This is a genomic window from Deferribacter autotrophicus (genome assembly GCF_008362905.1).
Classification (GTDB): Bacteria; Chrysiogenota; Deferribacteres; order Deferribacterales; family Deferribacteraceae; genus Deferribacter; species Deferribacter autotrophicus.
In genome coordinates this window covers 126685-141619 of the sequence record NZ_VFJB01000003.1, presented here as the reverse complement: position 1 = coordinate 141619, position 14935 = coordinate 126685, and the positions used below count along the sequence as shown (strand labels likewise).

Genomic DNA, 14935 nt, shown 5'->3' with positions numbered 1-14935 from the left:
CTACGTTATTTAATAAATCCCTATCTCTTTCCAGTATGCTCTTATACTACTTTTTAAGTTTTCAGGCAAAGGTACATATATGAGTCTTTTTGCCACTTCGTCACCTTTTTTAAATGTCCAATCGTAAAACTGCACAACTTTTTTATTTGACTCTGTTTTTTCTTTTGCAAGAAGAATGAAAGATGCACCGGCTATTGGCCAAGATTCTTTGCCAGGGGCATCCACAAGCCATAAATAAAAACCTTTGTCTTTATCCCAGTTCGCAAAAGCTGCCGCCGCTTTGAAAGATTCAAAAGATGGTATTACAAAATTACCTTCTCTGTTTTCCAATAAAACGTAAGTTAATTTATTATTTTTTGCGTAGGCAAACTCAACATATCCTATAGAATTTCTAACTCTTTTCACATAGTTTGCCACACCTTCATTCCCTTTACCACCAATACCAACAGGCCAGTTTACCGATTTACCATCCCCCACTTTCTCTTGCCACTCTTTTGAAACAGTGGAAAGAAATTTTGTAAAAATTGCAGTAGTACCTGAACCATCTGACCTATGAATCACTGTTATACCAGCATCCGGTAATTTTAATCCAGGGTTTAGTTTCTGAATTTCAGGAGCATTCCACTTTTTTATTTTTCCAAGAAAAATATCAGCAAGAACTTCCCTTGAAATTTTCAACTGTCCAGATTTTACCCCCTTTATATTTACAATAAGCACAACTCCACCAATAATTGCTGGAAATTGATATAGCTTATACTCTTCTAATTTTTCTGGAGTCAAAGGAGCATCACTAGCACCAAAATCTACTGTCCTGTTTTTTATTTGTCTTACTCCACCACCTGAGCCTATGGATTGATAGTTTAGCTTGATACCCGTTGTTTTGTAGTACATGTAAGCCCAAGCACTATACACGGGATATGGAAATGTGGCTCCTGCACCATTAATTGTTTTTCCACCTGCCACAGCAAAAGATACCATGAACATAAAGCTCAAGACACTCAAAAATAGCTTCTTAAACATAATTTACCCCCTAATTTTTTCCCTGAGCGTTAATTAAACAATCTTTGTTAGAAAAATTGCAACTTTTTGTAAAAATTTTGTAAAATATGATTTATTTTTTCATCAGTTTTATTATCTTAGCATCCATGTTTTTACCTATTACAAAAGAAGAGCTGAAAAAGCTTGGCTGGAAAAATCTTGATATCATATTTGTCACAGGTGATGCATATATTGATTCACCTTATATTGGTGTGGCACTCTTGGGAAAGTTGCTTGTTAAAAATGGATTCAAAGTGGGAATTATCTCCCAACCAGATTTAAAATCATCTCATGATATCTTAAGGCTTGGTACACCAAGGCTTTTCTGGGGAGTTACTGCTGGAAGTATTGATTCAATGGTGGCAAACTACACTCCTCTGAAAAAAAGAAGAAAGTCGGATGACTTCACACCTGGCGGTAAAAACAATAGAAGGCCTGACAGAGCCACCATTAGATATGTAAACCTTATTAAACAGTATGATAAAACAAAAAAGCCCATCGTCATAGGTGGTATTGAAGCAAGTCTAAGAAGAATAGCTCACTACGATTACTGGGATGATAGTATCAGACGCTCCATACTTTTTGATTCTAAGGCAGATATCCTAGTATACGGAATGGGAGAAAAGACCATATTAGAGCTTGCAAAACGATTTGCTAAAAACGATGATTATAAAGATGTAAGAGGAATCTGTTACATATCTAAAGAAACTATCCATGACTTTACAAAATTACCTTCCTTTGAACAAGTAACCACTAATAAAAACCACTTTATTGAGATGATGAAAATATTTTATGAGAATCAGGATCCTGTCAATGCAAATGGTTTAATCCAGCAATATGACAGCAGACTTTTAATTCACAATCCACCACAATGGCTACCCAATGAAAAGGAACTTGATTCTTATTATGAGCTTGATTTTGAATATGATGTTCACCCTTATCTAAAAAAACAAGGTGAAGTAAAAGCTATTCATACTATTAAAAATTCTATCACCATAAATAGAGGTTGTTTTGGTGAGTGCAACTTTTGTGCAATTGCCGTTCATCAGGGCACTCGCGTGGTAAGTCGTAGCATACCATCCATCATAAAAGAAGTGGAGCGTTTGAAAAAAACACCTTATTTCAAAGGGATTATAAATGATCTTGGTGGCCCCACTGCAAATATGTATGGATACGAATGTGATAAGAAACAAAAATTTGGAAAATGCAAACATAAAAGATGCATATTTCCAGATGTTTGCGACAAAATGACCATATCACACGAAAAACTAATCACCCTCATGCGAAAAGTAAGAGAAATTGATGGGGTAAAAAGGGTTTTTATTCAATCAGGACTTAGGTATGATCTAATTTTAAAGGATAAACTTTTCGGTGACAAATATCTCGAAGAGCTAATCAGATATCATATCTCCGGACAGCTAAAAATTGCTCCAGAACATCTTGAAAATGATGTCTTAGCTCTTATGGGTAAACCTTCAAACAAAATCCTTGGAGAATTTGTAAAAAAATTTTACGCTAAAAACAGAGAGCTTGGTAAAAAACAATTTCTGACATACTACATCATTGTGGCTCATCCTGGATGCTCTTTTGCAAATACAAAGAAACTTAAAAATAAACTTTTATCCACAATAAGAACAATCCCAGAGCAGATTCAAATCTTTACCCCTTTACCTCTCACATGGTCATCTGTCATGTATTATACTGAAAAAGACCCATTCACAGGGAAAAAAATCTATGTAGAAAAGAATCTAAAAAAGAAAGCACAACAAAAAAACTATCTCCTAATGAATAAGCAAAAAAGCAACCAACGTTAACCTTCCCATAAAATATATTTCAATGGTCGTTTTAAACTGGCATCGCCCCAATGTAAATAAAGGGTAGTAAGAGTAGTATGGGTTATATGGGTAGTATGGGTTGAAGATGTAAAAGAGAAAATAGGGAGATAGGGAAGTAGGGAAAGTTCAAAGTTTTCACGTTTACACGTTCGCACGTTCTAACATTTTCTTAAATCTTGAATCGGTAATCGTAAAACGTGAAACGTGATGGGGAAAGCGTGTAAGTGTAGGTGTAGGCGTGACACGTAATCAATAGGGTGAGCCTTACCTCTTTATTATTAACCTAAGCCTTAACCTTGAACGTTGAACCTTGAACTTCCATCCCTACAATCCTTGTTGACAATAGGGGGTTACTTTGTTAATACATCAGCTAACTTTAAATTGGGGTGAAATATGGAGAAATTAAGTATCAACGAACTAAAAGAACTTGAAAAATTATCAATTCTTTGCAGAGGTGATATTCTTAAAATGACCACCCTTGCAGGCAGTGGTCATCCAGGTGGTTCTCTGTCATCCATAGATATGTATCTTACAGTATATAAAATGGCCAATATATCTCCTGATAATTATAAGTCACTTGACAGGGATAGAATAATAGTTTCTCATGGCCACACCTCGCCTGGAGTTTATTCTGTCCTTGGCAGAAATGGTTTTTTTGATATCGATGAAGCAATAGCTTATTTCAGACTTGCTGGTAGCATCTTTGAAGGACACATTGAAAGGATGGTGCCAGGAGTTGAATGGACAACAGGTAATTTAGGTCAGGGTTTATCTGCAGCCTGCGGAATGGCTCTTGCAGCAAAATATTTCAGTAAAAGCTACAATGTTTACTGCTTTATGGGGGATGGAGAACAGCAAAAAGGACAAATTTCGGAGGCAAGAAGATTTGCAATTAAGTATAGGCTTAACAACCTGATTGCTTTTGTGGATTATAATAGGCTCCAAATAAGTGGAAATATTGCTGATGTAATGCCTCAAAATATTAAGGATGAATACATTGCCGATGGTTGGGCTGTATTAGAAATTGATGGACACAATTTCGAGGAAATTTCCAGGGCAATAATTGAAGCAAACAAGATTGAAAGACCAGTACTCATTTTAGCACATACCATTATGGGTAAAGGCGTTTCTTTCATGGAAAATAAAGAGGTTTACCATGGAAAAGCTTTATCAGAAGAACAACTAGATGAAGCTTTAAAAGAACTTGGCATTGAAAATGACCTAGAAAAATATAAAAAAATGCGTGCAAATTTTTCCTTTGATGAAACAAAACATGAAATCTTCAGATATGAAATAAATATAGATACAGGTATTCCTAAAACATACGGAGTAAAAGTAAAAACTGATAACAGAAGTGCCTTTGGTGCTGCCATCACCGACCTTGTGCAATTAAACAGTTTAAAAAGTGATTCAAATCCTATTTTAGTGTTTGACTGTGACCTTGCTGGCTCAGTAAAAACAGACAAAGTAGCTGCCGACTTTAAAGAGTATTTCTATGAATCTGGAATTCAGGAGCATCACACAGCCACCTGTGCAGGTGCTGCTAGTGTCAACGGTATAGTATCCTTTTTCGCCGATTTTGGTGTATTTGGAATTGACGAAACATATAATCAACAAAGATTGAACGATATAAATGATACCAACTTAAAAGTTGTAACAACTCACGTAGGAATAGATGTTGGTGAAGATGGTAAAACTCACCAATGTATCGACTATATCGGAGTAATGAGAAATTTATATGGTTTCAAAGTAATAGTTCCAGCAGATCCAAATCAAACAGATAGGGCAGTAAGATACGCTGCAAGCAAATATGGAAACTTTCTCATTTCTATGGGTAGATCAAAAACAGCTGTCATACCTGATGAAAATGGAAAGCCCTTTTTTGGAGAAGATTACGTTTTTGAGTACGGTAAAATAGATATAATCAGAGATGGTGAAATCCCTCTTCTCAGCTATGGCTCCATGCTTCAGAGAGGTTTAGAAGTTGTGGAAATTTTGAAAAATGAAGGACTAAATCTTGCTCTTCTTAATGTATCCTGTCCATTTCATCTTGACAAAGACACCTTGCTAAAATTCAAAGATTCAAAAATATGGTTTACATATGAAGATCATAATGTAAACAGTGGGCTTGGTGCCATTATTGCTGATTTCATTGCTACAAATGGATTAGGGATAAAGCTCGTAAAATTTGGTATAAAAAATTACTCCTACTCTGGCAAACCCGACAATATATTCAGTCTAATAGGTTTATCACCAAAAGCTATTGCTGCTGATATTAAATCTTATCTTTAAGAAAAAAGGGGGCTCTTCCCCCTTTTTCTTCATTAATTCAATCTTAAAGTTGATAAAAATCAAATGATTTGATATATTTCAAAAATGAACGAAATAAATAAACTCGCCGAAAAAATAAAAAATTCAAAAAATATAGTTGTTTTTACCGGTGCTGGAATCAGTACAGAGAGTGGTATTCCTGATTTTAGATCGCCTAAAACAGGTCTATGGAATAAATATTCTGATCTAGATTTTATTACCATTGATGGATTTAAACGCAATCCTGATAAATTTTACGATTTTGCTCTGGAAACCTTCGATATAATATTTAAAGCAAACCCTAATGATGCCCATTATTTTATAGCAAACCTAGAAAAAAAAGGAAAAGTCAAGGCAGTAATTACTCAGAATATCGATGGACTACATCAAAAGGCAGGCTCTAAAAATGTCCTTCAACTTCACGGTGATTTGACAAAATCGATATGTTTAAGTTGTAATGTACAGTTTTCCACAAGAAGAATGTTTGAAATTGCTAAAAAATTAAAGGCAGCACCAAAATGTCCACAATGTGGCGGCATTATCAAACCTAACGTGGTGTTTTTCGGCGAATCATTACCAGCAGATATACTAGAAGAATCCATAACTTATTCAAAAAACTGTGATCTTTTCATAGTAATGGGCTCTTCTCTTGTGGTAATGCCTGCAGCCCTCTTACCTGGTTATGCCAAAGAAGCCGGTGCAACTGTTGTAATTCTTAATAAAACTCCAACACCTTACGATTCTCTTGCAGATATTGTGATTAATGATACATTAAGTAAAATTGTAAAAGAACTGGAAGAGGTGATGGATGGATAAACTTTGGGCGCCCTGGAGAATGAAATATATATCAGGTGCACACAAAGATGAAGGATGCATATTTTGCACAAAACCAAAGGAAAATAATGATAGAGATAATCTTATTTTATATCGTGGTAAACATGCATTTGTTATGATGAATCTGTTTCCATACAACAATGGACACCTTATGGTAGCTCCTTACAAACATACTGGCAACATTGAGGATCTAGATGATAATGAGCTTCTTGATATGATGCATTTGGTTCAAAAAAGTATAAAAGCCATAAAAAAATGTATGCGTCCGGACGGTTTTAATACAGGATTTAATATTGGTAGAGCTGCAGGAGCCGGTATTGAAGCTCATGTACATTTTCACATTGTTCCAAGATGGGTAGGTGATACCAACTTTATGCCCACATTGGCAGGTACCAAGGTTATTTCCGAGCACATCCTTGATACATATGATAAAATTTATAAAGAAATACATTTGGAGGATATATGAAAACACTTAGCACGATTATAAAAACTGTTATTATTGCATTAATTGCTCTCTTTGCTGCTTTCAATATGCAATCAGTGGATATAAAGTATTTTTTTAACAAACCTCCCATTCAATTACCATTTTTCTTCGTAGTACTTGCCGCTTTTATTCTTGGCGTAGTCATTTCGGCTTTTATAGCATTTACTGAAAAGCTAAAATTGAAAAAAGAGATTAACTCTTTAAAAAAAGTGAACAAAGAATTGGAAAAAGAGATTGTTAGATTAAAAAACCTGCCTTTAAGCAAAAAAGAAGAGGAGTAACTTCTTTAAATAATGATTTTAAAAAATTTTTTAAAAAGTTTGAGGAATAAAGTGGATGATAAAAGCAAAAAATCTTTCTTAAAAGGCTTTGGATACCTGATCAATCAAGAGTATGACAAAGCCTTAGATGAGCTAAAAGAGGTTGTCAAAAACAACACCCATATGGTGGAAATGTATGTTGCTTTAGGAACCCTTTTTAGAAACAAAGGGGAGTATTTAAAAGCTATTCATATCCACGAAAGTGCTGTGGGTGAAAAAGATTTAAAAGAAGATTTAAAAAAACAAATTTTGCACGAACTGGTCTTGGATTATAAACTTTCAGGACAATTTGAAAAAGCCATTTATTATCTAAATACACTTTTAAAAATCGACAAATCTCCAGTTTTATATAAATTGATGGCTACCCTTCTTTTCGAAAAAGGGGAATATGAAAATGCCATAAAATTTTATTTGAAATATGCAAAACTTTCCAAGAAGAATGTGAGTAGAGAAATTGCTTATTGCTATTTTAAAATTGCAGAGAAAATCTCTGATCCTAAAGGGAAAATCAAACAACTGAAAAAATCCGTAAACTACTTTTCAAATTTTAGACTTGCAAATTACGAACTTCTTAAGATTTACAAAGAAATTAAGAATGATAAACTTCTGTTTAACCAACTGAGTTGGATTATCGATAATGATATTTTCCTCAAAAAAGAGGACATCAACCTTGTTTCAAATATCTATTTTGACAAAGAAAAACTTGAGGAATTTGTAAAGAAATGTATTGGTAAAGTTTCGACTAAAAATGAAAACCCTATTTACTATATATTCTTATCCGAATATTTTAGTAAAACAGGGGATACTCAAAAAGCCATTTCCATTTTAAAAGATTTTTTGAAAGAAAAAAAGAAAGTCATTGTGGCTAAACAGTATATTCTACTAAAAGATGATGAAGTTTTAACAAATCTGTTTGAAGAATATCTTTACATTTGCAATAAATGCAACGAACCTTTCAATGAATATTATGATATATGTCCTAGATGTAATTCAATCCAAACATTATACTTTAAATAATTAGTACTTAAAAAGCGCTAATTATTTAAATGATTTCAAAGTTGTCAGATTTTCTGGTGTCACCCCATTTTTTGCAAAAAGCATTGTTAAAGGTGTTTAGACATTTTCTTTTATTAGAAAATATATATTTTATATTAATCAACAAGTTGTTACAAGCTTTGAAATCAAAAAATGGAGTAACACCACCAGATTTTAATTTGACAATATATACTGTTGAATTATAAATGAATAAAAATATTTAGTTTAATTTTTTAACTTAAAAATTGTTAAGGTCAAATATTGAATATGCTTTGTGGAGATCAAGGGTGTAACCCCCAACTTATTGTTTAGAAAGGAATTTTTCATAAAAAGCCAGTTAATTTAAACCATCTTACAAAGAAAGGAGTGTACAAATAGCAACAACAATGAGTAAAAAAAACGTAAAACTTACCCCAATGATGAAACAATACTACGAGATAAAGGAACAGTATCCAGATTGCATACTGTTTTTCAGGATGGGGGACTTTTATGAAATGTTTGAGGATGATGCCATAGAGGCATCAAAAATCCTTGGAATTGCCCTCACATCCAGAAACAAAAATGATGAAAATCCCATTCCCATGTGCGGTATCCCATATCACTCATATCAAAGTTATCTCGACAAACTGATTAGTGCAGGGAAAAAGGTAGCCATTTGTGAGCAGCTTGAAGATCCCGCAACAGCAAAAGGGATTGTAAAACGAGGTGTCATCAGAGTAGTAACCCCTGCCACTGTCATAGAAGAAGAATCAATAAAAAGTGCCGACTACAATTTTCTTTTATCCTTTTATAAGGATAAAGATAACTACTATGTTGCCCTTGTAGATACATCTACCGGTGATCTGTTTATAACTTTCGGTAATAACCTGGAAAATCTTATAGAAAAGTGGTCTCCAAAAGAGATTATAGGCAACGAACTTTTAAATAATTCAAAAATTAACTCGCAAAAAGTCAACTATTCTGTATTTGAAAAAACAGTTGAATCTACCTTATGCGATCACTTCAAAGTAGGAAGTTTAACATCCCTCGGATTAGATAACATAAAATTTGCTATACCCATCTATTTTGCGATCAAATATTTTGATGAACTTCTTCTTGATGTAACCATAAAACCACCTGTTTTACTCACAGTAGAAGATGAACTTTATCTTGATTCTGTAGCAGTAAATACACTTGAGCTTGTAAAAAATCAAAGAGATGGCTCTGTAAAAAATACCCTTTTTGAGCTGTTAAACTTCTGCAAAACAGCCATGGGGGAACGTTTACTGAAATTATCCATATTACGCCCCTCAAAAAATCTTCAACTGATTAGATGGCGACAGGATATAATAGAAGCATTTATATTCAACCAAGAATTAAAGTCAAAACTGCAGGAGTTATTATCAAAAGTTTATGACCTTGAGCGCATTGCATCAAGACTAACGGCAAAAAGATCCAATGCTAGAGATCTCATCTGGATAAAAAATTCCATAGAAATTTTACCCGCCTTAAAAGAGGCTTTGCTCTCTTCAAATCATCCTGTTCTAAAAGATTTTGGCGAGCAATTTGATACTCTGGAGGATATTTTCAATCTTATAGATAAAAGTATTGTGGATGATCCCCCCTTTCTCATTACAAGCGGTGGATTAATAAAAAAAGGATTTAACAACCTCATAGATGAATTTCGCGAAATCAAAGAGAACAGCACCATTTTACTTGCAAAACTTGAGCAAAAAGAAAGAGAAAAAACAGGTATAACCAATCTTAAGGTAAAATATAATAAGGTTTTTGGCTACTACATAGAAGTCTCCAAATCACACCTTTCAAAAGTGCCTCCATATTTTATTAGAAAACAGACTCTTGTAAATGCGGAGCGTTTCATCACCGACGAATTAAAGGAGCTTGAAATAAAAATTATGGAAGCAGACACAAGATTAAATGAACTGGAGTACGAACAATTTTTAAAAATCAGAGAAACAGTAGAACAAAATGTGGCAAGACTGAGAAATCAAGCTTCTTTAATTGCAAACCTTGACATGCTCCTTTCCCTTGCTCATTCAGCCGTAAAATACAATTATGTGCGCCCGGTTGTTGATGAAACGGACGAATTAAAGATTATAGAAGGTCGTCATCCGGTGATAGAGCAAAGAACAGATGAGCCTTTTGTTCCAAACGATATCTTTCTAAATACTGATAAAAATAGGCTTTTGATAATCACAGGTCCAAATATGGCAGGTAAAAGTACGTATCTACGTATGACGGCTCTTATCACCATTATGGCACATATGGGGAGTTTTATACCGGCAAAAGAAGCAAAAATAGGACTTGTGGATAGAATCTTTACAAGGATAGGCGCAAGTGACAATCTCGCCAAAGGGGAATCCACATTTATGGTGGAAATGGTGGAAACGGCAAATATATTGGGAAATGCCTCTTCAAACTCGCTCATAATACTTGATGAAATCGGTCGAGGCACATCTACCTTTGACGGACTTTCCATAGCATGGGCAGTGGCTGAATACATCGCAAAAAATTTGAAAGCCAAAACTCTTTTTGCCACCCATTATCACGAATTGACCGATATTGCTCTCACCACCGATGGTGTAAAAAACTACACAATTGACGTAAAAGAGTGGAAAGATGAAATAATATTCTTAAGAAAAATAATTCCAGGCTCTGCAGATAGAAGTTATGGTATTCATGTGGCCAAACTTGCAGGACTGCCGGAAGAAGTGGTAAATCGCAGCAATGAAATATTAAAACAACTTGAAAAAAATGAATTCAGCATAGACGGATTACCCAAAATTGCAAAAAGGGAAGAAATTATTATAAAAGAACCGATACTTATTTTTGAAGAGAGTCCTGTCATTGAAGAATTAAGAAAAATAGATATAAATAGTATCACACCCCTTGAAGCATTAAATATTTTGAATAAGCTGAAAGAGATGCTCGATGAATCATAGCATAACGATTTTGAAATTTGCCATATTAAACCCTTTTTTTACACTAAATTTTCTGTTTGCTTACATTCCTATATGGGTCCCTTTCGTCTTGCTCTCTGAAAAAAAGCTAAATTTTTCACTATTTGCCACTATGCTAATTTTGATAGGACTTGCAAAGGCGTATATCTTTTCTTACCCTTTTAAAATAAACCCTTTTTCTCTCTTCTTTAAAAAGGTAGGAAAATTCTTTTTCATTTTGTTTTTACTGCTATTTTTGCCTTTGTTTACTCTTTCCTTATATTTTTCCTTTTACCTATTTGATAATCTGTTCCCTATAATTCTTTTATCATTTTTCACCTTTCTGTTGCTATTATTTATCTTCAAATGGAAGCTATCAAATTTTCAACCGTTCAAGATATTGTTAAACAACCTGTTTTGGTTAATAATCATTTTTTCACAAAATATACAAATTAAAATTTCTTTAATAATTTTGTTCTTCTTTATTTCTATTATGCATTACAAAAACAAAATGGAGCCTGTAATATGAGTTAGCATTTTAAATGCTAACAATAATTTCAAAAAATCAATAAACAAATTGCTTTTTTTGTCAAACTTTATGAAACTTTGAGTAAAGGTTAAATAAAACTTGCTTTTTTGTTGCAAGGAAATTGAAACCGTTTTACCATTGAAGGGTAGGGGGCAAAGCCTCCTGAGTTTTGCGTGAAAGGAGTTATTGGACACTATGATAATTTATGGTAAAAACCCTGTAAAAGAAGCTTTGAAAATCAAAAAAGTAAAAAAGCTTATTTTCAGAGACGAAATTTGTTTAAAATTTGATGAAAATATCCCTTACGAAATTTTACCCGCAGCAATTTTTGATAAAAAATTCCCTAAATCTGCCCAATCTGTGGCAGCAGAAATCTCTTTTAGATATTACGATTTTGATGAAGTATATGATGACTTGATTCTAGAAAAAAATATAGCTGTCCTTGATCAGATTCAGGATCCACAAAATTTCGGTGCTATCATAAGAGCAGGCCATTGCTTCGGTATAACCTATTTTATTGTGGCAAAAAATAATCAATGCCCTGTCACTGCAGCCGTTTTTAAAGCAAGTGCAGGCAGTCTTATCTATTCCAGAATCGTCCAGGTTACTAATATTGCAAGAACCCTTGATAGATTGCTTGAGGTGGGATTTTTTATTTCAGCTGCTGATGTGGATGGCAAAAAAACACTCTCAGAAATTTATACCACTGAGCGAAATTGCATCATTTTAGGCTCGGAAGAAAAAGGGATCAGACCCAATGTCTTAAAACGTGCGCACACCACATTTAAAATTGAGATGGACGGTAAAATCGACTCACTCAATGTCTCTCAGTCATCAGCCATTGTCTTTTATCACTTTTTCAAGGGGAAACAATGAATCTGAAAGAGACACTTGTCAAATGCGGATTCCATGAAATTAATGATTCAATAAATATCCAAAAAACTTTTAAAATTGTAAATAGCTACAAAGGAAATTTTGGCTACATAACAGTTGAAGGAAAAAATTTCAAAACTGTCTTGATAAAAGGAACTTACAAAAACTTTGTTAAGGAGATAAAAGGGGAAAACACTCTTTCAAAAACTTTTTACACAAAGATTGCAGAAATTATCACATCCTTTGAAAGAGACTATTTAGAACACATAGAAATCGATGCAGGAGTTGATGATAAAAATTTATATCTATTACAATGCAAAAGTATTCCAAAGCCATCGATATATTTTGATAAGCGTGATTTTTTACCATTTCCTCCACTTACACATGTAGAATACTCACTTTTTCATGATGGACTTATAAAAGGAAACACTATTTACTCAAACAACTTTTTCTCATATCTGCTACCCGAAACTACATCCCCTTTTTCAGCTTCCCTCTTCAAAATCTTTGAAAATGTCATAAACCCACTTTTTGCAGAAAATGATATAAAAACTTTTGAGCCTTCCATAAAACACATATTTGGAAAACCCTTTATAAATATGAATAATCTTGACATGATTTTTAGAACGTTAAAAGGAAATGACCATTTCTATCTGCTAAATTATGCACCCCATCTTTTTCTAAAACTGAAAAAAATAAAATTCAAAGAGTATGATCTTTCTATGATAAAGGATATAAACTTTGAAAGTTACTTTAATGATGCAAAGGCCTCCCTCGATGAGCTAAATTTTGAAAATTTTCTTGATACTTTATTCACTGCCATTGCCAATTTATCTGCTATTTTCTTTATTTTCTTTTTCAGATTCAACAATGCCTTTGCAACCCTTTACAAAATCCAACCTGATATTTCAAAAATTTTAAAAGTGATTTATCTTTCAAGAGAATCAACTTTGCTATTCAGTAATCAAAATCTCTATCCATTTTTTGATTTTTCCTATGAAAGAATCAATTTTTCTAAGCTATATGAAAAAAACTCATTTGATTTGGATACACTTTTAAAAGAGTACTTTCCTAAAATTGCATTAATTTTGAAAAAAAAGAAACTTATGCAGGCAATCTCAGAAATTCATGAACTCCTTGATATAAAGGATAAAACAATTCTTTTTGCCAATGATGTCTTAGATAAGGTAAAAAATATCATTGAAAGCAAAAAAGATGAACTCGTAGAAAATCATAAACTAAAAAAGGGAATCTCCCCATATAATTTCGATTTCAAAGAATTTTTTGACATCTATAGTGATAATTTTTATGCCAATTATTTGTTTAATTACTGTTTCAAAATATGGCAGTTTGAAAGATATTCCATGCAAATAGTTCCAAATGAAATTTATGAAGAAGATATTCCACAAATCCACAATATAGTCACAAATATGATTTCAAAAATCAAAGAAACAACCACCTTTTCCACTTTAATTTTCTTTGAAAAGGAAATTTCTGGGAAAGTTTCTTATCTAAAAGGCGTTAATGACGAACCTGACACAGATTTCATCTTTTCAAAAGCCATTCCATTACCTCTATTACTCAAAGCCACTAAAGCAAAGGGTATAATTGTGGAATCAGCACCCATTTATTCATATCTCATGGAGTATGCAGCATTAACCGATACTCCAATAATTACAGGAATGAGGTTTGCTCCATTATTTTTTGGCGATTCTGCACTGCAGCTTAAAAATGGTATTTTGACTGTGGGAAAAAATAATTGATGTGTTTTATAAATGAAAACTATGAAAAAGTAGCTGATTGCATGCAAAAGAGAGAAACCCAGACGGTATTTGAAGAGCTTAAAAAGGAAAGAAAATCAAAGATTTCTGGTATGATCGCCGGCAATATAATCGGAGATATGCTTGGAATCACCCAAGAAGGCAGTTTTGGTGTGCTAAAACCATACCCTCCGGTCAAACTTGAAGGTGAGTTTCAGAAAAACATCATAGGTGGCGGGCACCTAAACTTGAATCCAGGTGAATGGAGCGATGATACAGCTATGCTACTTGCCCTTGCCACTTCTTTATCCGAAAAGGGTAAGGTTGATAAAGAAAACGAACGAACTCACTATCTGAAATGGTTTTATAATGGCACATACTCTGCCACAGGCGAGGCTATAGGAATTGGAAGGACAACCTATACAGCATTAAAAACAGGTGTCGCACCAAAGGATAGACTATCAAACGGTAATGGTGCCTTAATGCGCTCATCTATTATTACCGTTTATTATCTAGATAAAACAGATAAGGAGTTAATAGAAGCATCAGCTGAATCTGCATCTGTAACTCATGCTCACCCCATAGCCTTATTCACAAACAGTATCTATAATCTGCTTCTTAAATATATTATCAACAATCACTCCTTATCTGATGCCCTTTTCAAAATAAAGGAACAATTTATAAACTTGATTGAAGACATTAACCAAATTTTTGAAAAACCTTCCATTTACATTACAACACCATACTGCGTTACTACGTTGCAGACAGCCATCTGGATCAATATGGAATCAAGTTGCTTTGAAGAAGCTATTCTAAAGGCCATCAATATTGGTGGTGATAGTGATACCATAGGTGCTGTTACAGGAGCAATAGCAGGTGCCATATATGGCATTGATAACATTCCTGATCGCTTTTTAAAATATGTTTACAATACTACAATAATAAATTACAATAGTATTAATCAATTCTTAGGATAAT

At 33.5% G+C, this 14935-nt stretch carries 12 protein-coding genes; 11 read left to right on the top strand and 1 reads right to left on the bottom strand.

Annotation, left to right across the window (positions count from 1 at the left end; translation table 11 throughout):
• Positions 1-9: 9 nt before the first annotated feature.
• Positions 10-1020 carry a phosphate ABC transporter substrate-binding protein PstS gene (gene pstS, locus FHQ18_RS02700; protein WP_149265630.1) on the bottom strand — a complete coding sequence of 337 codons (1011 nt, stop codon included), beginning with the start codon at positions 1018-1020 and terminating at the stop codon, positions 10-12.
• An 86-nt stretch (positions 1021-1106) separates the two neighbouring features.
• Between pstS and FHQ18_RS02695 the strand changes: the two genes are divergently transcribed.
• The 11 genes from FHQ18_RS02695 to FHQ18_RS02645 all read left to right on the top strand — a co-directional run bounded on the left by FHQ18_RS02695 (position 1107) and on the right by FHQ18_RS02645 (position 14934).
• Entirely contained in the window at positions 1107-2852 is a 1746-nt protein-coding gene (locus FHQ18_RS02695; protein WP_246798625.1) for a YgiQ family radical SAM protein, read from the top strand.
• A 414-nt stretch (positions 2853-3266) separates the two neighbouring features.
• Complete coding sequence (locus FHQ18_RS02690; protein ID WP_149265629.1) at positions 3267-5165, top strand: transketolase; 1899 nt, start codon at positions 3267-3269, stop codon at positions 5163-5165.
• An 84-nt stretch (positions 5166-5249) separates the two neighbouring features.
• Entirely contained in the window at positions 5250-5999 is a 750-nt protein-coding gene (locus FHQ18_RS02685) for an NAD-dependent protein deacylase (RefSeq protein ID WP_149265628.1), read from the top strand.
• Positions 5992-6483 (top strand): HIT family protein, encoded by a 492-nt coding sequence (locus FHQ18_RS02680; RefSeq protein ID WP_149265627.1) that lies wholly within the window; start codon positions 5992-5994, stop codon positions 6481-6483. Before FHQ18_RS02685 ends, FHQ18_RS02680 begins: the two co-directional genes overlap by 8 nt.
• The gene (locus FHQ18_RS02675) at positions 6480-6782 is read left to right on the top strand and encodes a LapA family protein (protein WP_149265626.1); all 303 of its coding nucleotides are present in this window, start codon (positions 6480-6482) and stop codon (positions 6780-6782) included. Before FHQ18_RS02680 ends, FHQ18_RS02675 begins: the two co-directional genes overlap by 4 nt.
• A gap of 12 nt (positions 6783-6794) precedes the next feature.
• The gene (locus FHQ18_RS02670) at positions 6795-7838 is read left to right on the top strand and encodes a tetratricopeptide repeat protein (protein ID WP_149265625.1); all 1044 of its coding nucleotides are present in this window, start codon (positions 6795-6797) and stop codon (positions 7836-7838) included.
• 29 nt (positions 7839-7867) lie between these two features.
• Positions 7868-8062 carry a hypothetical protein gene (locus tag FHQ18_RS02665; RefSeq protein ID WP_149265624.1) on the top strand — a complete coding sequence of 65 codons (195 nt, stop codon included), beginning with the start codon at positions 7868-7870 and terminating at the stop codon, positions 8060-8062.
• A gap of 180 nt (positions 8063-8242) precedes the next feature.
• The gene (mutS, locus tag FHQ18_RS02660; protein WP_149265623.1) at positions 8243-10798 is read left to right on the top strand and encodes a DNA mismatch repair protein MutS; all 2556 of its coding nucleotides are present in this window, start codon (positions 8243-8245) and stop codon (positions 10796-10798) included.
• Between the two features lie 721 nt (positions 10799-11519).
• Positions 11520-12200, top strand: a complete 681-nt coding sequence (locus tag FHQ18_RS02655; RefSeq protein ID WP_149265622.1) for a TrmH family RNA methyltransferase — start codon at positions 11520-11522, stop codon at positions 12198-12200.
• The gene (locus tag FHQ18_RS02650; protein ID WP_149265621.1) at positions 12197-13960 is read left to right on the top strand and encodes a hypothetical protein; all 1764 of its coding nucleotides are present in this window, start codon (positions 12197-12199) and stop codon (positions 13958-13960) included. The genes FHQ18_RS02655 and FHQ18_RS02650 overlap by 4 nt, the downstream gene beginning before the upstream one ends.
• Positions 13960-14934: an ADP-ribosylglycohydrolase family protein gene (locus FHQ18_RS02645; RefSeq protein ID WP_149265620.1), complete on the top strand. Its 975-nt coding sequence runs from the start codon at positions 13960-13962 to the stop codon at positions 14932-14934. The genes FHQ18_RS02650 and FHQ18_RS02645 overlap by 1 nt, the downstream gene beginning before the upstream one ends.
• Position 14935 lies beyond the last annotated feature (1 nt).

Coding starts and splice junctions, on each gene's coding strand:
- FHQ18_RS02665 (WP_149265624.1), top strand. CDS start 7,868: ATGATTTCAAAGTTGTCAGATTTTCTGGTGTCACCCCATTTTTTGCAA.
- FHQ18_RS02675 (WP_149265626.1), top strand. CDS start 6,480: ATGAAAACACTTAGCACGATTATAAAAACTGTTATTATTGCATTAATT.
- FHQ18_RS02650 (WP_149265621.1), top strand. CDS start 12,197: ATGAATCTGAAAGAGACACTTGTCAAATGCGGATTCCATGAAATTAAT.
- FHQ18_RS02695 (WP_246798625.1), top strand. CDS start 1,107: ATGATTTATTTTTTCATCAGTTTTATTATCTTAGCATCCATGTTTTTA.
- FHQ18_RS02680 (WP_149265627.1), top strand. CDS start 5,992: ATGGATAAACTTTGGGCGCCCTGGAGAATGAAATATATATCAGGTGCA.
- FHQ18_RS02655 (WP_149265622.1), top strand. CDS start 11,520: ATGATAATTTATGGTAAAAACCCTGTAAAAGAAGCTTTGAAAATCAAA.
- FHQ18_RS02685 (WP_149265628.1), top strand. CDS start 5,250: ATGAACGAAATAAATAAACTCGCCGAAAAAATAAAAAATTCAAAAAAT.
- FHQ18_RS02645 (WP_149265620.1), top strand. CDS start 13,960: ATGTGTTTTATAAATGAAAACTATGAAAAAGTAGCTGATTGCATGCAA.
- pstS (WP_149265630.1), bottom strand. CDS start 1,020: ATGTTTAAGAAGCTATTTTTGAGTGTCTTGAGCTTTATGTTCATGGTA.
- mutS (WP_149265623.1), top strand. CDS start 8,243: ATGAGTAAAAAAAACGTAAAACTTACCCCAATGATGAAACAATACTAC.
- FHQ18_RS02690 (WP_149265629.1), top strand. CDS start 3,267: ATGGAGAAATTAAGTATCAACGAACTAAAAGAACTTGAAAAATTATCA.
- FHQ18_RS02670 (WP_149265625.1), top strand. CDS start 6,795: ATGATTTTAAAAAATTTTTTAAAAAGTTTGAGGAATAAAGTGGATGAT.